Genomic DNA, 19,159 nt, shown 5'->3' on the forward strand with positions numbered 1-19,159 from the left:
ATCAATTCTAGCGGCGCCTGCCCTCATCGGGACGGCCCTCAATGACTCACGGAGGCGTGATTCTGGCGCAGCACTGGCCGGGCACGGAATTCTGCGCCACCCGGTCCTCCGGTTCTCCGCACGCCGCGGCTGCACCCTGCAGAAAGGAACCGTTCATGGCGCAGACCACGTCCGGGTGGCCGCCGGCCAGCCGATGGAACGGACAGTTCATGAGGACCAGCCCGCCGGCCCCATCGGGCTCGGGCCGGTAACCCTCCCCCGCAACGAACTCCGCCAGGCCCGGGGCCCCTGCGGCGAGCTCCTGGCCCTTGCGGTACGACGTCGTCCTGAGCGAGTCGCCTACTGCACCGCCGGTGGCCGTGGAATCCTCGATCGCCGCGGCAAGCAGTTCACCGGCAAGATCGTAATTCCGGTCCGGCACGGAAGCGCCCACCTCGCTCGCTGCCGGACGGTACATCTTGGCCGGACGGCCTGAGCCGGGACCGGTCTTTCCTGCCGCCTTACGGAACTCCACGGCCAGCAGTCCGTCCTGGACCAGTTTGTCGAGATGGAACGATGCCGTACTCCTGGGGACCCCCAGGGCCAGGGCTGCGTCGTCGCGGCCCACAGCTGCGTCCGAGGACGCAATCAGTTCAAAGAGCTGCCTGCGTTTGTCGTCGCCCAGGGAAGCGACGGCGGCCATCCGGCGGACCCAAGGAAGCCTGCGCATTCCGAACCCCTCATTCTAAAAACAAAATCCATTGCTTAAACCTGCGGAACTTTCTAAAATGACTATACCTACTTTTAGAAGGAGTGCACCATGGAAACCACAGGAGTAACCAGGTCCGGCGGCCGGGCACTGGTAACGACACCGGACCGGCAGGCGTTTTTCCTGCTCCGCACAGTGTTCACCGTCGCGCCGATCATCTTCGGACTGGACAAGTTCACCAACATCCTTGCCGACTGGACCATCTACCTCGCCCCGGTTGCCACGTCGGTGGTGCCGGTCCCGGCCCAGACCTTTATGTACGTTGTAGGCGTTGTGGAAATTGTCGCCGGGATCGCAGTGGCCGTCCGTCCCCGTTTCGGTTCCCTGCTCGTGGCCGTCTGGCTGCTTGGAATCATCGTCAACCTTCTGGTCCTGGGCAGCTTCTACGATGTGGCGCTCCGGGACTTCGGGCTGATGGTTGCGGCTGTGGCACTGAACCGGCTTTCGCCCGCGGGGTCCGGCCGTCTGAACCACTAACCTGCAGGCGGAACCAACACAAGGCGCTCAACGACGTCGGCCTGCGCCGCCGCAAGGCTTCCGGCGTCCGGGCAGGCGATTGAGATATAGACAGACGATGCCGCAGTGCCGAAAAACCGGGCCATGACGGCCGTGGACCTGGCGCCCGGAAGCGAAGGCTTTCCCAGGACCAGTACCTCGGCCCTTGGTCCTGGCCGGGCAGGCTCGCCACCCCACCTCAAAGTGGACGTCTTCAAATAGCCAGGCAGGATGCTCGGATCCAGGTAAGCAAAGAGGCCAACAGTTGACTCTTTGTCATCCGCCAACGCCAGCGGCGACTGGTTCGTCCGGACCTTGGCAGCCACCAGGCAACTGTCGGCTTTCAGATACTGGCTCTCACCGGCAACATTCTGCTTGACCGGTTTCCATCCGGGCGCGTCCTTAAGCCCGTCCGATATTCCCACCGGGACACCCCTGGCCAATGTGCCGCCCGCGGAGAAAGGCATGTCCTTGGCGGCCACCGCCCCGGCGTCGTGGCCCGGCGTGATGGTAGGGGTGGCAAGTGCGGTTACGGCCTGCTCGACTTTTGGCGCGGCCGGATCCGGCACGCCGACACTGCATCCGGTGAGCGCCGATACAGCCAGCAGAGACCCTGCCCACAGTCCCGCCGCAGCCTGTGCGTTCACGTCCACCCCAATACGATCGCCCCGTACGGCCATGCCTGCCGTCATCCTTCAAGAGTTTATGCCAGCCGGGGAACCACCCGGTCCTGCGCAAACGTTATGTGGACAGGCGGCTAAACTGGGCCGACCGGACTGCCTGCCGTGGACTGGCCAGACCAAAAGAAGGATGGGTGCTTGACCGAGAGCAGCAGCTCCTATTACGAGGTGCTCCGCGTCGCCGTGACGGCCTCCGAGAAGGAAATCAAGGTGGCTTACCGCCGGGCCGCGCGTAAGGCCCATCCCGATCATGGCGGAGATGCCGCCGCCTTCCGGCGGGTGACAGCAGCCTACGAAACCCTGATGGATCCGCAACGCAGGAAGGCCTACGACCGCTCCTACGCCGCGGGCAGGGGCGGAAACGGTTCAGGTGATTTCGCCGCGGGTCCGCACTTTGATGCACCTGCCGCAGGGAGCCACGCGTCCGCTTCCGTTCACAGGCCCGGCACGCCGCGCAGCACCGCCGGAGACGCGCCCTTCTATGTTCCGCCCTATGACGCGGCAGCGTTTGAGGCCGCCGGGACGGTCCCCCTCATCCCGTTCAGCCAGGCCAGCCAGCAGGTCCACGGCGCTCCGCGCAAGCGGGGCATCTTTGGCGCCGAAGCCCGGATCCAGCGTGAGATGCGGACGGTGCAACTCATCTCCAGGCAGGTCCTGCCCGCCATTCCTGCGGCCCGGCTGGTCAACGGGCTCCAATCCCCAGCCGACAGCAACCACATCGACCACGCGCTGCTGTCCGGATACCGGCTGGCCCTGATCAATTCGATGCTCCTGCCGAAAGGCGCCTATGCGTGGGACGGGCAGACCCTCAACCACGGGGGCCGCTCCATCGCACCGCCGCAGCTCGCCCACATCGTGCGGGCCATGCAGGACATCTTTCCCGAACTGAACGTCACCGGCTGGACAGTTATCCACAGTCCCGACGGCAACCTGCACGAGCCCGTCATCGACCGGCACCGGCGCGCCGCCGGGTCAAGCGACACCATCCAGGTGGTCAATGCAGCCGGTCTGGTCCGCGGCCTCAAACACTTCCTTTCCTCCGGGCCCACACCGAATGCGGTCAATGTATCCGTACTGGCAAGGCTGCTGCGCGGCATGCACTGATGATTTGACTAGGATTGGACCGTGTTCCGAATCCTCTTCCACGCCCCCGAAATCCCTGGCAACACCGGCAACGCCATCAGGTTGGCCGCCATCACCGGCGCCGAACTGCACCTTGTGGAACCTCTCGGCTTTGACTTCTCTGATGCCAAGCTTCGGCGCGCCGGCCTCGATTACCATGACCTCGCCGTCGTCACGGTCCATCAGAGCATCGAAGATGCCTGGCGCGAACTCCAGCCGGAGCGGGTCTATGCCTTCACCTCGGACGGCACCACCAGCTACGCGGACATTGCCTACCGGCCCGGCGACGTCCTGCTCTTCGGCCAGGAATCCGTGGGGCTTCCCGAGGAACTCAAGACCGACCCGCATGTCACCGCGACGGTCCGGCTTCCCATGCTGCCGTCCCTGCGTTCGTTGAACCTTGCCAACGCGGCGTCCATTGCCGTATATGAGGCATGGCGGCAGCAGGGGTTTGCAGGCGCCCGCATCTGAGCATCCCACTTCAGTCCGGCCGGCCGCCCATCCGGAGCGCTACCTGCGCCGAATCACTCCTGACAGCAAAATCAGGGCGAGGGAAGGAGCGGCAGGTGACACTGGTGCAGGCAAGCCGTTCCACTGTCCAGCCTGGCCTGCGTGCCGCCTTCGGTGGTTACGGCCGTGATGCCCCGGATTGTCCGCCGGGCGACCTATGCTTGGTAGTGATGGAAACTCCCAACGCGCCGAACTCCGAGGCTCCGCCTACGGTCACCGACTCACCGGCGGAACTCAGCCAGCGTCTGGCAGGGCTGCTTGCCCGGATCGCCGGCGGTGACCAGGCCGCGTTTGCCCAGTTCTACCAGCTGACCTCCCGCAGGGTCTTCGGAATGGCACGCCGCGTCCTCATCGACCCCGAACTCAGCGAAGACACCACGCAGGAAGTGTTCCTCCAGGTCTGGCAGAACGCCGGCAAGTTCAACCCGGAGATGGGCAGCCCGTTGTCGTGGCTGATGACGATTTCGCACCGCCGGGCGGTGGACAAGGTCCGTTCCTCGCAGTCGGCCACTGACCGTGAGGCGAGGTACGGCGCCAGCAGCCAGGACGTGGACCACGACTCCGTCTCCGATGAGGTGGACACCAGGCTCGAAGCCGAGGCGGTGGTCCGTTGCCTGGAAACGCTGACCGATACGCAGCAGGAATCCGTGAGACTGGCCTACTACGGCGGCCTGACATACCGCGAGGTAGCGGAAAAGCTCAATGCCGCAGTACCTACCATCAAGTCCCGCATCCGCGACGGACTGATCCGCTTGAAGACATGTCTGGGGGTGAGTTGAGATGACAGAAATGAATAGTCCCGGAGGCCGCCGTCCCGGTTCGTTTGGCGATTCGATCGCTTCGGACCTGGATTCAGGCCGGGCTGTCGACCTCGCCGAGCTCTACGCCCTGGACGCGGTCACGGACGCTGAACGCGCCGCCATTGACCGCTACATCTCCACCGCGTCCCCCGCAGAGCGCAACTCTTTCCTTGAGCGCGTCCGCCAGGCCAGGGAGACGCTGGCCGCCTCGTTCACAGCTGAGGCGGAACCACCGGCGGATCTTTTTGCGCGCATTGTTTCGCAGCTGCCATCGCTGGCGCAGCTGCCGATGGAGGGCGTCGCCCCTCCCTCGGCTGCGCCGGCACCCGCTCCGGAAGTTTCGGCAGGGGGCATCGATGAACTCGCCGAGCTGCGGCAGCGCAGGGAAGAACGACGCCAGCCCGGCGGGGCACGCCGTTGGCTCCTCGGCGCTGCGGCCGCCACCGTGATCGCGCTTGGCGGAGTTGGCGTGGGAGCCTACGTTGCCGACCAAAACGACCCGCTGAACCAGGTGGTCCGTGCCGGGGACGTCCGTGAAGCGTCCGTGCCCGTGACTGCCGGCGGAACAGCAACAGTCCTGGTGTCGGCTTCGAAGGATTCGCTCGTCGTCAAGATGAACGGCGTGCCTGCACCTCCGGCAGGCAAGGTCTATCAGATGTGGCTGATCCCGAGGGACGGCTCCGCGCCGGTTTCCCAGGGCCTGATGGACGAAGAAGCACTATCCAAGCCTGCCCTCGTGAAGGGCATCGCCTCGGCGGCGGCCTTGGGGATCACCGTTGAACCGACGGGCGGCTCAGCCAAGCCGACCATGCCCGTGGTGGCCGCTGCGACACTGGGAGCCTGACCCGTCCCGAGCCCCCGGCGCGCCCGTACGCCAGGGGCGGTGGGCTAAAAGCCGGCGATGGTCGCCGGGCCGTTGACGGCCACGACGTGGAACGCTTCGGCGCTTCGGCCCTCGGCCATGCCCGCACGCCGTGCGTTCACGGTCATCCCGCTCCGCACAGCGGCTTCCATGGCTTTGACGTCGGGGTGCTGGCTGACGTGCACATGGATGGCGTCGAGCTTGGCGGGAACGTGGTCTGTGACGTCCACGAAATGGTTCTCCCGCTCCTCCGGCCCGGCGTATAGCCACAGCCAGGGGAGTTTGTACGCCTCCAGCCCCGCCGCGGCCAGTTCCGGGTACGCGAAGGGGTTTTCCACCGCCGGGTAGACGGCGCGTGTCACGGCCTCCCCCACGGCCAGGTGGTCCGGGTGGCTCTTCTGCAGCCGGTTCCAGTTCCGCTCGGGATGCATGGCCAGTACGACGTCGGGGCGGATTTCCCGGATCAGCTTCACCACGCCCTTCATCACCTCGTGGGTGGGTTCGAGGTAGCCGTCCCGCTCGTGCAGGTAGTAAATGTCGGTCACGCCCACCATTTCGGCGGCCCGCCGCTGCTCGGCGGCCCTGAGCGAGATGATTTCCGCCCGGTGGGCCGGGTCGAAGCCCCCGGCGTCGCCGTCGGTCATGATGCAGTAGCTGACCTGCACGCCGGCGGCAGTCCAGGCGGCGATGGTGCCGGCCGCGCCGAAGTCGATGTCGTCAGGGTGGGCCGCGAAACAGAGCACCCGCCCAACCCGGTCCGTGGCCGGGTTGAACGGGCTCTGTGCTGCAGCAGCTGGTGGGGTCAAGGATCAGCCTTTTCGCTTCTTGATTTCTTCCGTGGCCTGGGGCAGGACGTCGAAGAGGTCTCCAATGATGCCGAAGTCTGCGATCTCGAAGACCGGGGACTCGGCGTCCTTGTTGATGGCCACAATAACCTTGGCCGTCTGCATGCCGGCCTTCTGCTGGATGGCGCCGGAGATTCCCGCTGAAATGTACAGCTGGGGTGAGACCGTCTTGCCGGTCTGTCCCACCTGGGCGTCGTGGCTGATCCAGCCGGCATCAGTGGCTGCCCTGGATGCACCAACGGCCGCGCCGAGGGCATCTGCAAGCTGCTCGACGGGGCCAAAGTCGCCGTCCACTCCGCGGCCGCCTGCCACGACGATCCGTGCGTCGGTCAGGTCAGGGCGGCCGCTGGCCACCTTCTGCTCGCGGGCCGTGATCCGGGCAGCTGTGGCCGTGGCATCCGCGGGCACCTCCACAGTGGAGGTCTCCGGGCTGCTCGGCGCGGCAGCCGGCTCCGGGTTGACGTTGTTTGCCTTGACGCTCAGCACCGTGACCGGCGTGGTGGTCTTCGCGGCGGTGGTGTAGGAACCGGCGAGGACTGACTTGTGCGCCGTTCCGTCGGCGTCGACCGCCACAACGTCGGTGATGACGCCGGCGCTCAGGCGGATGCCCAGGCGACCTGCGATCTCCTTGCCCTCAGGTGAGTTGTCCAGCAGGACGGTCCCTGCGCCGGAAGCGGCGACCGCGGCCGCGAGGTAGGCAGCCTTTGGTGCCACAAGGTAGTCGTCCAGGTCGGCGGCGGACGGGCGGAATACCGCGCTGACGCCGTACTCGGCGAAAGCCGCCGAGACACCATCGCTGAGGTCCCCGTTCACGGCAACGGCGGTCTCACCCAGGGACCGGCCCAGGGTCAGCAGTTCGAGGCTGCTCTTCTTCAGGGCCTGGCCCGGGTTATCAATGAATACGAGTACGTTTGCCATATCTGTGATCCCTCTTAGAGCAGCTTCTGGGCGGCCAGGAAGTCCACCAGTTTGATGCCGGCGTCGCCGTCGTCGGTGATGATGGTGCCGGCGGTGCGGGGCGGGCGTTCTTCGGCCGATGTCACGGTGGTCCACGAACCGTTGTGGCCCACCTGCGCGGGATCCACGCCGATGTCTGCCAGCGACAGGGTGGTGATGCTCTTGCGCTTGGCGGCGATGATGCCCTTGAAATTCGGGTAGCGGGGCTCGTTGATCTGGTCGGTGACGGACACGACGGCCGGCAGCGCGGCTTCCACGGTCTCCGAGTAGGTGTCAGCGTCGCGGCGGGCGGTGAGCCGGCCGCCGTCGACCGTCAGCGACGACGCGAAGGTGACCTGGGGCAGGCCGAGGCGTTCGGCGAGCTGCGCGGGCACCAGGGAGGTTTCGCCGTCGGTGGACGCCATGCCGGTGAGGACGAGGTCCACTGCACCGAGGTGGCGGACCGCGGCCGCGAGCGCCAGGGACGTGGCCGCAGCGTCGGAGCCCGCCAGGGCGCTGTCAGTGAGATGCACGCCCTCGGTGGCTCCCATCTGCAACGACTTTTTGACGGCGTTGACGGCGCCGGCGGGGCCCATGCTCAGGGCAATGACCTGGTTGCCCGCCTTGGCACCGCCACGGGCCTCAGCCAGCTGCAGCGCCGCCTCCAAAGCATATTCATCCAGTTCCGACAGGATGCTTTCATCCCGGTCGGTGGTGTAGCCCTCTCCGTTGAGGTGACGGTCGAACTGCGCATCCGGCACGTGCTTGACCAGGACGATGATCTTCAATGTCTCTTCCACTGTATTTACAGCAGCCTTCCATGCTTGTGGATAGCCAGCCGGGTGAGGTCATGGCCGCGGAACGCCCGGGGTACGGGTAGATCCTAGCTAACCATATAGCCGCGGCCCGTTGCCGTCCCGTTAACGCCTGTGTCACCGGAGCTTGACCGTCCGGTCCAGGGGTTAATGGCCGACGGCGGCGGTCACGTTGGGGGGTGACCGCCGCCGTCGCCCGCTCTGTTCCCCGGCAGCGCCGGGTTACTGGTCCGCCGCCGTGCCGAGCGTGACGTCGAGCGTCTGTTCCTGGCCGTTGCGCAGAACCGTGAGCTTGACGGTGGAGCCACCGGCCTGCTCTCGGACGGCCGCGGTGAGCTGGTTTGGTTCGCTGATGACGAGGTCGTTGAACTTCGTCACCACATCCCCCACCTTGATGCCGGCCTTGGCGGCAGCTGAGTTGGCCTCAACCGTGGCCACGTCTGCACCCACGGAGAATTGTGAAGCCGATCCACCGGAGGACTTGTCCTTGACGCTGACCCCAAGCTGGCCGTGGGAGACCTTCCCGGTGTCGATGAGCTCCTGCGCCACCCGCTTTGCATGGTTGATGGGGATACTGAAGCCCACACCGATGTTGCCGCTGGACGAGGAGGACGAGGAATCCGACCCCGCCGAGGCGATGGCCACGTTGACGCCGATGATCTCGCCCTTGCTGTTAACCAGCGCTCCGCCCGAGTTTCCGGGGTTGATTGCGGCGTCGGTCTGGATCACGTTGATGGAGATGGACCCTTTGGCCGCGGTGCTCTGGCCGGATCCGCCGCCCGGGGGCGCGAACTGGAAGCCCTGGTCACCGCCCTGGGAAGTGTCGCCTTCCTTTGGAGCTGCCGAGGATGCCACGCTGATGGTCCGGTTCAGGGTCGAGACGATCCCGTCGGTGACCGTGCCGGTCAGGCCAAGGGGCGAGCCGATAGCAATGGCGGTGTCTCCCACGTTGAGCTTGCCGGAGTCTCCCAGGGTGGCGGCGGTCAGGCCGGACGCGTTGTCCACCTTGATCACTGCGAGGTCAGAAAGCGGGTCCGTGCCCACCAGGGTCGCCTTGAGCACCCGGCCCGAACTGGTGCGGACCTCCAGGGCTGCGGAGGCGGTCTGGCCATCCAAAGTGACCACGTGGGTGTTGGTCAGGATGTGACCCTCCCCGTCCAGGACGATGCCGGATCCGGTGCCGCCTGAACCGCCGCTCGTGGCGCTGATGGTCACGACCGACGGCGACGCCTTCAGCGCTGCGGCCGTAATGGCGTTGACGTCGTCCTGGTTATTGACGATGACCGTACCCGGCTGGCTGTTGCTGCTGGAGGCGACCGGCGAGCCGTTGCCGGAAAACGCGCCGGTGCCCACTGTTGCCACCCCGCCGCCCACCAACCCGGCTGCAAGAATGCTGGCCACGAGGGTACCCACTCCGAAGGAAGCCTTCCGGCGCGGAGTATTTGCCGGGCTGGGAGCGGAGTTGTACTGACCCGCGTACCCCGCGGGAGCCGCCGAATACGGATTCTGCTGCGCGTACGGCTGGTCGGGGGTCCGGTGACCGGCGCTGTAGGGCGTCACGCCGTGAGCGTTCTGGGTGGGCTGCCCGTAAGGCTGCGGGTTGGGCGACTGCTGGCCCTGTGTGTGCTGGTTTGGGGTCTGCTGGTTTGGGGTCTGCTGGTTTGGCGTCTGCTGTCCCGGGGATTGCTGGCCCGGTGCCTGCTCGCCGTAGAACGGTTCGCGGCGGGGGTACACCGGCCGCGGTGCGCCCGGAAGCTGCTGGGTGGGGTTTTCAGAAGCCCCGGGACGGTCCAGCCGCTCCGTCGGATTGCCGTGACCGGCAGCGTCGCTGCGGTCCTCCGCAGCGTTCTGTGCGGCAGCCGGGTTCTCAGCCGGATGCCGGTTCTCAGGCGCTGCACCCGGGGTGGGATTCTCAGTCATTGGACTTCCTTTCATCCTCGTCTGCATTAACTATGGACCGTCCGGCTGAACCTGGGGCGAACGTTGGCTGGGAGGTTCCTGAGAGCTGCGGCCCGCTGGTCCGGACAGCTTCGGGGTTTCGCTGGTGGCATATTCAGCCATGTGGACGCACTACCTGGTGCACCATAGAATCAAATTGAATTGCCACAGCGACCTGCGGCTTAAGTTCACGCGTGGGGGCGCTGCTGCATTCTGAGACGACTGATTCGTCCCGAATCAGTGTCAAGCGTGCTGAAGGGTTGCACATGCGGTCAAAGTTCAAGCGTATTCTCGCCGTGATCGGCCTGACCGGGCTTCTGGCGGCGCCTGCCGTTGCAGCCTGGGCAGAGCCTCCGGTGACCATTCCGTCCGGCACGAACATCGTGGATAACGCGAACGTCCTGGGCAGCCGTAAGGGCGAGGTCCAGGAAGCCATCCAGACGCTGCTCAAGGACCACAAGTACAACCTCTACGTTGTCACGGTGAACTCCTTTGAGAACCCTGCCAAGCCCGAAGACTGGGGCAAGGCTGTTGCAACCCAGAAGTCCATGGGCAAGGCCGATGTGCTGCTGGCAATTTCGACAGCGGGCCAGTTCTATTTCGCGACCGACGCCTCGAGCGCCATCAGGTCCAAGCAGTCCAACATCAGCCAGAATGCCGTCACGGCAAATCTTGCCGGTGGCAAAAAAGACTATGCCCAGGCGGCCATTGACACCGCGAAGGCAGTCGGCGATGCCGCTGGCGGCGGCAGCGGAAATGTCCCTGGTGACGGAGCCGGCGCCTCAGTTCTTGTCGGCGCGGGCGTTGTAGCTGCCGGCGGCGCCGGCGCTTACCTGTACTTCCGCAACAAACGGAAGAAGGCGGCGCAGGCATCCAGCGCCAGCTACGGCCCCCAGGGCGCCGAGCTGGACCCGCTTGCCTCGCTCAGCATTGAGGAACTCCGCCGCAGGAGCGGTTCCCTGATCATCGAAGCGGACGACGCCATCAAGTCCAGCGAGCAGGAACTCGGGTTCGCCCAGGCCCAGTACGGCGATGCCGCAGTAGGAAACTTCACCAAGGCGCTTGCCGAAGCCAAGGCCCACATGTCCGAATCCTTCAAGCTCCAGCAGCAGCTTGACGACCACATTCCGGACACAGAGGAACAGCAGCGCAGCTGGCTCGGTGAAATCATCCGCCGTTCCGAGGCGGCGCTAGGGTCGCTCCAGGAGCAGAAAGCCGATTTCGATTCGCTCCGAGAACTCGAGAAGAACGCCCCTCAAGCCCTGGCCGCCGTCAGTGCCGGCGCGCAGGAAGCCGACGCCAAGATTGCCAATGCGGAACAGTCGCTGACGTCGTTGCGCTCCAAGTATGCGGACAGCGCGCTGGTGCAGGTGGCGGATAACATCACCCAGGCCAAGGAACGCCTTGCCTTTGTCCAGAACGCCACGGCCACGGCCCAGGAAAAGCTGGCGGCCGGCGAAGGCAGCCTCGCTGCTGTCGCTGTGCGGGCCTCCGAAGAGAGCCTCCACCAGACCAACGTCCTGCTCGACGCCATCGCCAAGGTGTCCACAAATCTGGACGAGGCCCGCGGGGGGCTGGAGGCAGCCGTCGTGGACACCTCCCAGGACCTGGCCCAGGCGAAGGCCATGATCCAGTCCGGAGAACACCCGGAACTGGCCGGCCCCGTCGCGGGAGTAGAACAGGCCCTTGCTCAGGTCAAGGCAGAAATCCAGGCCGGGAAGATCGACCCCATCGCTACCCTGCAGCGCGTCGAGACCGCCCACCAGGCTCTCGACCAGTCCCTCACCGGTATCCGGGACAAGCAGGAGCAGGCCCGCCGCGCACAGGCTTCACTGCAGCAGACCATCATGTCCGCGCAGGCCCAGATCAGTGCCACCTCGGACTACATCACCGCCCGCCGCGGCGGGGTTGGCACCGAAGCGCGTACCCGGCTGGCAGAATCCCAGCGCAACCTTGACTACGCCCTTTCCATCTCACGGAATGACCCCGTCACAGCCCTTACCTACGCACAGCAGGCCCACGCCCTCGCGGCGCAGGCCGCGCAGCTGGCCCAGGCCGACGTCGACAACTTTGGCGGCTATGCCAACCAGGGCTTTGGCGGCGGCGGCATGTTCGGCGGACGCGGCGGGGGCGGCGGCGGCCTCGGCGGCGCCATCCTCGGCGGCATCCTCATCAATTCCATCCTCAACGGCGGCGGTGGCGCAGGCTGGGGAGGCGGCCACAGCGACGGCGGTGGCTGGGGCGGCGGCGACGGCGGCGGCTTCGGTGGGGGCGATTTCGGCGGCGGAGACTTCGGCGGGGGCGACTCCGGAAGTTTCTGACCCACTAAGGCTAGGCGCCGGTCGTTGCCACCACTCCGGCGGATAGAAGCGGTACAACAACTGTTCACTGATTTCAGTGGCCACCACTGAGCAGGACGAAAGGTATACATCATGGTTAAGCAGTCCATTTTCGGCCGGATCGCACAGCTTGCAAAGGCAAATATCAACACCTTGCTGGACAACGCTGAAGATCCGCAGAAGATGCTGGACCAGATGGTCCGGGACTACACGAACAACATCGCGGAAGCCGAGTCCGCTGTTGCCCAGACCATCGGAAACCTCCGGATGCTCGAGGACGACTACAACGAGGACATCAAGAACGCGCACGACTGGGGCAACAAGGCCCTCGCAGCCTCGCGCAAGGCTGATGAATACCGGTCAAGCGGGGACAGCGTGGACGCTGAGAAGTTTGACAACCTCGCCAAGGTGGCCCTGCAGCGCCAGATGTCCGCGGAAAACGAGGCCAAGGGGGCAGAGCCCAGCATTTCCTCGCAGCGCGAAGTGGTGGACAAGCTCAAGACCGGCCTTGACCAGATGAAGGGCAAGCTCAACGAGCTCACCAGCAAGCGCAACGAACTGGTGGCCCGCTCCAAGACGGCCGCGGCGCAGTCCCAGGTTCACGATGCCATCAAGAGCATCGACTTCATGGACCCCACGTCCGAAGTGGGCCGCTTCGAAGAGAAGATCCGCCGTGAAGAGGCCAAGGTCCGCGGCCAGCAGGAGCTCGCCGCATCGAGCCTGGACGCACAGTTCAACCAGCTCGAAGACCTCGGCGAGCAGGTGGAAATCGAGGCACGCCTGGCGGCCCTGAAGTCCGGCGGAGCCAAGCCTGCGATCGGTGCCTCCGGCAATTCGGCACGGTCGGAATCCACGGTCGATGAGGCGGACTTCGACAAGCTTTAACAGCTGTCGCCCCGCTGTTGGGCGGCTGGCAGGGCCGGGGTTCTTGAAGAGCTCCGGCCTTTCCCGTGCCCGGTCCTTCCCATATCCAGTCCTTTCCCATGCTGGCCGGCCGCTGCCCGCCAGTGTTCCGTGCCTGGGGCCGGTGTGTAGCGTAGGGGCCATGGCATCCCCCGAATCGTCAATTGTCTGGCTCCGCGATGACCTGCGAATGGAGGATAACCCGGCGCTGTCCCGGGCAGCAGAGCTTGGTCTGCCGCTCACAGTGGTCTACATCCTCGACGAGGAATCCGACGGGATCCGTCCCCTCGGAGGCGCCGCCCGATGGTGGCTGCACCAGTCCCTGGTGTCCCTCTCGGAGGCCCTTGCTGAAGCCGGTTCGATCCTCACCCTCCGGCGGGGGCCTGCAGGGCACGTGATCCGGAGCCTGGCAGAGGAAACGGGGGCGCGGCATATCCTCTGGAACCGCCGCTATGGCGGTCCCGAACGGGCCGTGGACGCAGCCGTCAAGGATTGGGCGGAGGGGAACGGTATCGAAGCGGCCAGCTTCCAGGCCAACCTGCTTTTCGAACCGTGGACCGTCACCACAGGCAGCGGCGGTCCCTATAAGGTCTTCACGCCCTACTGGCGCGCCTGTACCTCGTCCGGGGAACCCCGGCGTCCCGTCGAGCGGCCGGAAAGCCTCCCTGCCCCCGCCAGAGCCGGCGCAAAAAAGCATGCAGTGAGCGAAGACCTGGCGGCCTGGTCCCTGCTTCCCGTCTCCCCCGACTGGAGCGGCGGCCTGGCGGAAACCTGGGAGCCCGGGGAACCCGGGGCGCATCACCGGCTCGAAGACTTCCTGGACGGCCCGGTAGAGACGTACGGTACCGGGCGGGACGTGCCCGGCGTTGAGGGAACCAGCAGGCTCTCCCCCCACCTCCGGTTCGGGGAGATCAGCCCGTTCACTGTCTGGCATGAGCTTCGCCGCCGTTTCCCCCGCCACGAGAGTCCCGACGTCGGGATCTTCCGGTCCGAGCTGGGCTGGCGGGAATTCTGCTGGCAGCTTCTCTATGTGAACCCGCAGCTGGCCACACGAAACTATCGCCCCGAGTTCGACCGCTTCGAATGGCAGTCGCTCACGCGGGGGGAGCTGGCTTCGTGGCAGCAGGGCCACACCGGCTATCCCCTGGTTGATGCGGGCATGCGGCAGCTCTGGCGGACGGGCTGGATGCACAACCGGGTCCGGATGGCCGCCGCTTCCTTCCTCGTCAAGAACCTTCTGGCCGACTGGCGGCTGGGCGAGGCATGGTTCTGGGACACCCTGGTGGACGCAGATGCGGCCAGTAATCCCGCCAATTGGCAATGGGTGGCAGGTTCAGGAGCCGACGCGTCCCCGTACTTTCGGATCTTCAACCCTGTCACCCAGAGCAAGAAGTTCGATGCCGAAGGCCGCTACCTGCGCGAGTTCATTCCGGAACTCGCACACCTGGACCGCAAGGCCATCCACGAGCCGTGGAAGCTGCCCGATACCAATGGCTACCCCGAGCCGGTAGTAGGGCTTCCCGAGTCCAGGGAGCGTGCCCTGGCGACCTACCAGAAGCTCAAGGACAACCAGGGCGTCCCGGCGCCGGACTAACCGGCCCGTGCTGTCAGCGGCTGACTTTGCCCATGAGGGACGCGATGGGGCGCAGGAAGATGGGCCGCGCCAGGAACCACGCTGCCACCATGACGACTACCGACGCGAGGAAAATCCAGAAGCCCAGCCAGCCCTCGCCGTCACTCGCGCCATACATGTGGTTCAGGTTCCGCAACGCCCCTGTGGCCAGGACCAGGAAAACGTGCACCGCAATAAACGCGACGAAGTAGATCATGACCGGGAAGTGGATGGCCCTCGCCAGCTCCATGGGATACGCCTTGTTCAGGGCGGTTGCCTTTTTGGGCCAGGCCGGTGAGGTCCGGATTCCGGAGATAAAAGCAAGGGGCGCCGCGATGAAAACCGTTGCGAAGTAGGTCAGCAACTGCAGCGCGTTGTAGTTCACCCAGCCGTTTTCGGTGGGCCAGTCCAAGGATGCGTACTGGAGGGCAGCAGAGAGCGCGTTGGGGATGACATCCCAGCTCGTGGGAACGATCCGCATCCACTGTCCGGTGGCGAACAGCAGGACTGCGAACACGAGTCCGTTCAGAACCCAGAGCGCATCCAGCGTCAGGTGGAACCAGAGTTCCAACGTGATTTTGGTGGGCGGGTTCTTGGTCTTGATCAGGCCTTTGTTGTTGCGGGTCCAGTGCCCGCTGGGGCGGGTGGTGGTCCGCACCTGCCAGCCGGTCCTGATGATGAGCAGCAGGAAGAAGGCATTCAGGAAATGTTGCCAGCCCAGCCAGGCCGGGAACCCGACCGGCGCGCTTCCAGGAAGCTCAGAGTGGCCCGGGTAGTCAGCCAGGAATGAGCGCAGCGGTGGAAGGTCTGTCATCCATCTGGCCAGCAGCACCACCAGCACCAGCGCCACCAGGGCAACGGGAACACCCCAGTAGATTCCGGACCGCTTGCCCGTCGCAGAGCCGGGCTTCTTCGTGGGTGTGGACATCGAACAACATTCCTCTCGAGAATGACTGACCAGTGCTCAAATGTGAGGCTCTGCGAACGAGAATACTAGGAACCAGCACCCATCGGGCAAAAGAAGACCCCGGCCGGCGTAACTGCCGGTCGGGGTCTTTCACATGGTTGCGGGGACAGGATTTGAACCTGTGACCTCTGGGTTATGAGCCCAGCGAGCTACCGAACTGCTCCACCCCGCGTCGCTTGATCAACACTACCCTACTTTGAAGGGGACAAATACCGGCCTGAAACGGGCCGGCACGCCAGTGGCCTGGCATCGGCAAAAGCCAGGCCTGGCATGGGCAAAAAGGCCCGACGGTTAAGCAAAAAAGTCCGGACCCTGTTGCCAGGATCCGGACTTTTCACCAGTTGCGGGGACAGGATTTGAACCTGTGACCTCTGGGTTATGAGCCCAGCGAGCTACCGAACTGCTCCACCCCGCGTCGCAAGATCAACTCTACCGTCCGGTGAACGGGAGGCCAAATCCTGGTGGCGTGATGTGCGTCTCGCTGGGTCAGGACATCAGCTGCTGGCCCCCGGGGATGGCGTCGCCGACGGTGTGGCTGCAGGTGACGGCGTGGCTTCGGGGGCCGGTACGGCTGCAGGGGCCGGTACGGGGATCCTGCTCTCAGCCTCAGTGGCCTTCTGGAGGGCAGCGGAGAGTTTCTTCTGCTGTTCCCCATAGGCCGCGAAGTCGCCGGCCGCCAAGGCGGCCTGGCCTGCCCTGATCGCGGCGTTCGCCTCGTTCAGCGCTGCCTTCAGGTCAGCCTGGGCGCCTGCACTGACCGTGGGAGGCGTGGTCCCCGGAGTCGCGGGTGTCTGGCCCGTGTTATCCGAGTCGCCGGCCGCCGCGCCGGAATCCCCGCCGAAGAGCTGCTTGAGCGCTCCGTCCAGGGTGGGCGCAAAGCCGACCTTGTCACCGAAGGCCACCAGCACGCGCTGCAGCGTGGGATATGACGTCTCGCCCGTCGACTTCAGGTAGACCGGCTGGACATACAGGATGCCGCCGCCCACGGGAAGTGTCAGCAGGTTGCCGTTGAGGACCTCGGAAGCGCCCTGGCGGAGCAGGTTCAGCGCCTGGGAGACCGTTGGGTCCGAGTTGAACTTGTTCTGGGCCTGGCCAGGCCCGGGAACCTGGATCTCCGGCGGAATCTGCAGGAGCCTCAACTGGCCGTAGCTGTCGGCCTTCACGCCTTTCTCTTTCCCTGCGTCTGAGTCAGCAGCAAGGAACCCGTACAGGACGTTCCGGGCAGTGCCGTTGACGATCTGCGGAATAAAGGAAGAGGTGAGCTGGAACGCGGGCTTATCCTGATCGGGCATCTGCAGGGACATGTAGAACGGCGGCTGCTTGACGTCGGTGTCCACGGTGGGGTCGTTCGGTACGCTCCACACATCCTTGGCCTGGTAGAAGCTGCCGGGTTCGGTCACGTGGTAGCGGCCCAGAAGCTCGCGCTGGACCTTGAACAGGTCCTCCGGGTACCGGACGTGGCTCATGACATCACTGGACATCTCAGAAAAGGGCTTCAGGGTTGTGGGGAAAATCTTCTGCCACGCCTTCAGCACCGGGTCCTGATCATCCCAGGCGTACAGGGTCACTGAGCCGTCGTAGGCATCAACAGTGGCCTTCACGGAGTTCCTGATGTAATTCACTGAACTGTTGGGCAGCGCAACCGTCCGTCCCGAGGTGGTCTGGGAATCGGTGGTGGCAGCCGAGAGCTGCTCCTGCTGCGAATACGGGTAGTACTGGCTGGTGGTGTAGCCGTCCACGATCCATTTGACGCGGCCATCGACCACTGCCGGGTAGGCGTTGCCGTCCACGGTAAGGTACGGGGCGACTTTTTCTACGCGATCGCGCGGATTGCGGTCGTAGAGGATCTGGGATGCTTCGTTCACGCCGTCGGAGAGCAGCAGGTCAGAGGACTGGAACTTGATGGAGTAGAGAACCTTGTTGAAGAAGCTCCCCACGTTGGGTCCGCCATTGCCGGTGAAGGTGTATTGGGTTTCGCCTTCACTTTGCTTGCCGGAGGGCCGGTCCTGTTCACGCGGGGTGGCGCCCGCCGGTGCGCCGACTATCGAGTACTCGGGGGAGGTTTCGCCGAAGTAGATCCGTGGCTGGTAGGTGGAATCGTCACCCAGGACACCAGTGGACGGGATCCCTGATTGGAGGAAGTCCGGCTTGCCGTCAACGGTGAACTTGTTTCCCTTGGCCGCTACGACGCCGTAGCCGTGGGTGTAGACGACGTGCTGGTTGAGCCAGCCCTGCTGGTTGGTGGCGACGTTGGTGGGATTCAGCTCGCGGACGGCAATGACCGTGTCCTGGACCTTGCCGTTGACCTCGTACCGGTCGACGTTCAGAGAGTTCGGGAACTGGTAGTACGGGCGGTACTGCTCCAGCTGGGCAAAGGCGTCGGAGATGAGGTTGGGGTCCAGCAGCCTGATGTTGGCCGTGGTCTGGGCGTCGGGGGCGAGTGCGCCCGCATTCGCTGTGTTGGTGGCGTCGTACCGGTTCACCTGGATCTTGTCCAGGCCGTACGCTGCACGGGTGTTGGCGATGTTCCGTTCGATGTAATCCTTTTCCAGGGTCTGCTCGGAGGGCCGCACCTGGAACTGCTGGATGACCCAGGGGTACACTCCGCCGGCCAGGATTGAGGTGATGATCAGCATGGCCGTGCCGATGACGGGCAGGCGCCAGCGGCCAATGACCGCAGCAATAATGAAGAGGATGGCCACCAGGCCTGCGGCCACCGCGAGGATCGACTTGGTGGGGATGACGGCGTTGATGTCCGTGTACAGCGCACCTGCCCAGCGACCGCCGTTGTTCTGCAGGGCAGCGTAACGGTCCAGCCAGAAGTTGGTGCCAAGCAGGATCAGGAATGCCGCGCCGGTCACTGCAAGGTGGATCTGCGCCGCACGGCTGGTGAACACGCCGCGCTCCATGAGCCTGATGCTGCCGTAAAGGTAGTGGGTGAGGATTCCGGCAATGCCCGCCACCACCACAACGCTGATGAGGAACCCTGTGATGAAGCCGAAGAACGGCAGGCTCATCAGGTAGAAGCTGATGTCCATATCGAATTCAGGATCCCGCTGTCCGAAGGGTTCCTGGTTGAAGAACAGCAGAACCTTCTGCCATTGGCTTGCCGCCGCACTTCCGGCAAAAAGGCCGAACAGAATGGGCAGGCCCACCATGACGACGCGGCGGACCGGTTCCAGCTGGGCCTGGTAGCGGTTGAGGTTGTCACGGATTTCGGAATCCGGCGCGTACACAGGCCGGGAGTGGTAGGCAATCCGGATCGCGAAAAAGACCGCAAGGAACATCACGGCGAAGCCGGCGAGGAAGATCCCGATCCGGGCAAGGTTTTCGGTCACAAACACTTCGAAATAGCCGAGCTGCCGGTACCAGAGGACATCAGTCCAGACATTAGCGAAGAAGATGAAGCCCACTACTACGAGGGCAACGACGATCAGCGTCGGCGTCAGCGCACCGCGTCTTGAGGGGGGCGGGATGGGGCTGGTGGGACGGGACAAACTCGGTACCTCATAGCTGGTCGTCAGATTTACATTGAGAGCGTGCGTGCGGTTGACGTCCGGCACCGGTCAAGCGTGTGGCATCGTCCG

At 64.8% G+C, this 19,159-nt stretch carries 16 protein-coding genes and 2 tRNA genes; 8 read left to right on the forward strand and 10 right to left on the reverse strand.

Features of this window, described 5'->3' with window-relative positions; genetic code table 11:
* Positions 1-46 precede the first annotated feature (46 nt).
* Complete coding sequence (locus ACS5PJ_RS08860; RefSeq protein ID WP_439434543.1) at positions 47-709, reverse strand: helix-turn-helix transcriptional regulator; 663 nt, start codon at positions 707-709, stop codon at positions 47-49.
* Between the two features lie 90 nt (positions 710-799).
* Between ACS5PJ_RS08860 and ACS5PJ_RS08865 the strand changes: the two genes are divergently transcribed.
* Entirely contained in the window at positions 800-1,225 is a 426-nt protein-coding gene (locus ACS5PJ_RS08865; protein ID WP_439434544.1) for a hypothetical protein, read from the forward strand.
* Here the strand turns inward: ACS5PJ_RS08865 and ACS5PJ_RS08870 are convergent.
* Entirely contained in the window at positions 1,222-1,935 is a 714-nt protein-coding gene (locus ACS5PJ_RS08870; RefSeq protein ID WP_439434545.1) for a hypothetical protein, read from the reverse strand. The two genes, ACS5PJ_RS08865 and ACS5PJ_RS08870, sit on opposite strands and share 4 nt — an antisense overlap.
* A 126-nt stretch (positions 1,936-2,061) precedes the next feature.
* Here ACS5PJ_RS08870 and ACS5PJ_RS08875 point away from each other — a divergent pair, with 126 nt between their 5' ends.
* From ACS5PJ_RS08875 to ACS5PJ_RS08890, 4 genes are all read left to right on the forward strand, one after another.
* On the forward strand, positions 2,062-3,027 hold the full coding sequence (locus tag ACS5PJ_RS08875) for a J domain-containing protein (RefSeq protein ID WP_439434546.1): 966 nt from the start codon (positions 2,062-2,064) through the stop codon (positions 3,025-3,027).
* 21 nt (positions 3,028-3,048) lie between these two features.
* Positions 3,049-3,516 carry a tRNA (cytidine(34)-2'-O)-methyltransferase gene (locus ACS5PJ_RS08880; protein WP_439434547.1) on the forward strand — a complete coding sequence of 156 codons (468 nt, stop codon included), beginning with the start codon at positions 3,049-3,051 and terminating at the stop codon, positions 3,514-3,516.
* A gap of 209 nt (positions 3,517-3,725) precedes the next feature.
* Positions 3,726-4,334, forward strand: a complete 609-nt coding sequence (locus ACS5PJ_RS08885) for a sigma-70 family RNA polymerase sigma factor (protein ID WP_439434548.1) — start codon at positions 3,726-3,728, stop codon at positions 4,332-4,334.
* Position 4,335: 1 nt separating this feature from the next.
* Positions 4,336-5,199, forward strand: coding sequence for an anti-sigma factor (locus ACS5PJ_RS08890; RefSeq protein WP_439434549.1), 864 nt, complete (start codon positions 4,336-4,338; stop codon positions 5,197-5,199).
* A 44-nt stretch (positions 5,200-5,243) separates the two neighbouring features.
* Here the strand turns inward: ACS5PJ_RS08890 and ACS5PJ_RS08895 are convergent, their stop codons facing one another.
* From ACS5PJ_RS08895 to ACS5PJ_RS08910, 4 genes are all read right to left on the reverse strand, one after another.
* A complete protein-coding gene (locus ACS5PJ_RS08895) occupies positions 5,244-6,023 on the reverse strand; it encodes a PIG-L deacetylase family protein (RefSeq protein ID WP_439434550.1) in 780 nt (259 codons plus the stop codon).
* Between the two features lie 3 nt (positions 6,024-6,026).
* Positions 6,027-6,980, reverse strand: coding sequence for an electron transfer flavoprotein subunit alpha/FixB family protein (locus ACS5PJ_RS08900; RefSeq protein ID WP_439434551.1), 954 nt, complete (start codon positions 6,978-6,980; stop codon positions 6,027-6,029).
* Between the two features lie 14 nt (positions 6,981-6,994).
* Positions 6,995-7,786 (reverse strand): electron transfer flavoprotein subunit beta/FixA family protein, encoded by a 792-nt coding sequence (locus ACS5PJ_RS08905; protein ID WP_439434792.1) that lies wholly within the window; start codon positions 7,784-7,786, stop codon positions 6,995-6,997.
* Between the two features lie 249 nt (positions 7,787-8,035).
* Positions 8,036-9,733, reverse strand: coding sequence for a S1C family serine protease (locus tag ACS5PJ_RS08910; protein WP_439434552.1), 1,698 nt, complete (start codon positions 9,731-9,733; stop codon positions 8,036-8,038).
* Positions 9,734-10,017: 284 nt separating this feature from the next.
* Between ACS5PJ_RS08910 and ACS5PJ_RS08915 the strand changes: the two genes are divergently transcribed.
* The 3 genes from ACS5PJ_RS08915 (at position 10,018) to ACS5PJ_RS08925 (ending at position 14,587) form a co-directional block, all read left to right on the forward strand.
* Entirely contained in the window at positions 10,018-12,072 is a 2,055-nt protein-coding gene (locus ACS5PJ_RS08915) for a TPM domain-containing protein (RefSeq protein WP_439434553.1), read from the forward strand.
* A gap of 111 nt (positions 12,073-12,183) precedes the next feature.
* Positions 12,184-12,975 (forward strand): PspA/IM30 family protein, encoded by a 792-nt coding sequence (locus ACS5PJ_RS08920; RefSeq protein WP_439434554.1) that lies wholly within the window; start codon positions 12,184-12,186, stop codon positions 12,973-12,975.
* 160 nt (positions 12,976-13,135) lie between these two features.
* Positions 13,136-14,587, forward strand: a complete 1,452-nt coding sequence (locus tag ACS5PJ_RS08925) for a cryptochrome/photolyase family protein (protein WP_439434555.1) — start codon at positions 13,136-13,138, stop codon at positions 14,585-14,587.
* A 13-nt stretch (positions 14,588-14,600) separates the two neighbouring features.
* Here ACS5PJ_RS08925 and ACS5PJ_RS08930 read toward each other — a convergent pair whose 3' ends face one another.
* From ACS5PJ_RS08930 to ACS5PJ_RS08945, 4 genes are all read right to left on the reverse strand, one after another.
* Positions 14,601-15,533, reverse strand: a complete 933-nt coding sequence (locus ACS5PJ_RS08930) for a cytochrome b/b6 domain-containing protein (RefSeq protein ID WP_439434556.1) — start codon at positions 15,531-15,533, stop codon at positions 14,601-14,603.
* Between the two features lie 134 nt (positions 15,534-15,667).
* A tRNA-Met gene (locus ACS5PJ_RS08935) sits at positions 15,668-15,744 on the reverse strand.
* 169 nt (positions 15,745-15,913) lie between these two features.
* Positions 15,914-15,987, reverse strand: a tRNA-Met gene (locus tag ACS5PJ_RS08940).
* Positions 15,988-16,066: 79 nt separating this feature from the next.
* Positions 16,067-19,069, reverse strand: a complete 3,003-nt coding sequence (locus ACS5PJ_RS08945) for a UPF0182 family membrane protein (protein ID WP_439434557.1) — start codon at positions 19,067-19,069, stop codon at positions 16,067-16,069.
* Between the last annotated feature and the right edge of the window lie 90 nt (positions 19,070-19,159).

It is taken from the genome of Pseudarthrobacter cremeus (genome assembly GCF_051857465.1).
Classification (GTDB): Bacteria; Actinomycetota; Actinomycetes; order Actinomycetales; family Micrococcaceae; genus Arthrobacter.

Excerpts from the sequence above, each read along its gene's own strand:
- ACS5PJ_RS08860 (WP_439434543.1), bottom strand. The coding sequence starts at position 709 with ATGCGCAGGCTTCCTTGGGTCCGCCGGATGGCCGCCGTCGCTTCCCTG.
- ACS5PJ_RS08870 (WP_439434545.1), bottom strand. The coding sequence starts at position 1,935 with ATGACGGCAGGCATGGCCGTACGGGGCGATCGTATTGGGGTGGACGTG.
- ACS5PJ_RS08890 (WP_439434549.1), top strand. The coding sequence starts at position 4,336 with ATGACAGAAATGAATAGTCCCGGAGGCCGCCGTCCCGGTTCGTTTGGC.
- ACS5PJ_RS08910 (WP_439434552.1), bottom strand. The coding sequence starts at position 9,733 with ATGACTGAGAATCCCACCCCGGGTGCAGCGCCTGAGAACCGGCATCCG.
- ACS5PJ_RS08920 (WP_439434554.1), top strand. The coding sequence starts at position 12,184 with ATGGTTAAGCAGTCCATTTTCGGCCGGATCGCACAGCTTGCAAAGGCA.
- ACS5PJ_RS08865 (WP_439434544.1), top strand. The coding sequence starts at position 800 with ATGGAAACCACAGGAGTAACCAGGTCCGGCGGCCGGGCACTGGTAACG.
- ACS5PJ_RS08885 (WP_439434548.1), top strand. The coding sequence starts at position 3,726 with ATGGAAACTCCCAACGCGCCGAACTCCGAGGCTCCGCCTACGGTCACC.
- ACS5PJ_RS08925 (WP_439434555.1), top strand. The coding sequence starts at position 13,136 with ATGGCATCCCCCGAATCGTCAATTGTCTGGCTCCGCGATGACCTGCGA.
- ACS5PJ_RS08900 (WP_439434551.1), bottom strand. The coding sequence starts at position 6,980 with ATGGCAAACGTACTCGTATTCATTGATAACCCGGGCCAGGCCCTGAAG.
- ACS5PJ_RS08915 (WP_439434553.1), top strand. The coding sequence starts at position 10,018 with ATGCGGTCAAAGTTCAAGCGTATTCTCGCCGTGATCGGCCTGACCGGG.
- ACS5PJ_RS08930 (WP_439434556.1), bottom strand. The coding sequence starts at position 15,533 with ATGTCCACACCCACGAAGAAGCCCGGCTCTGCGACGGGCAAGCGGTCC.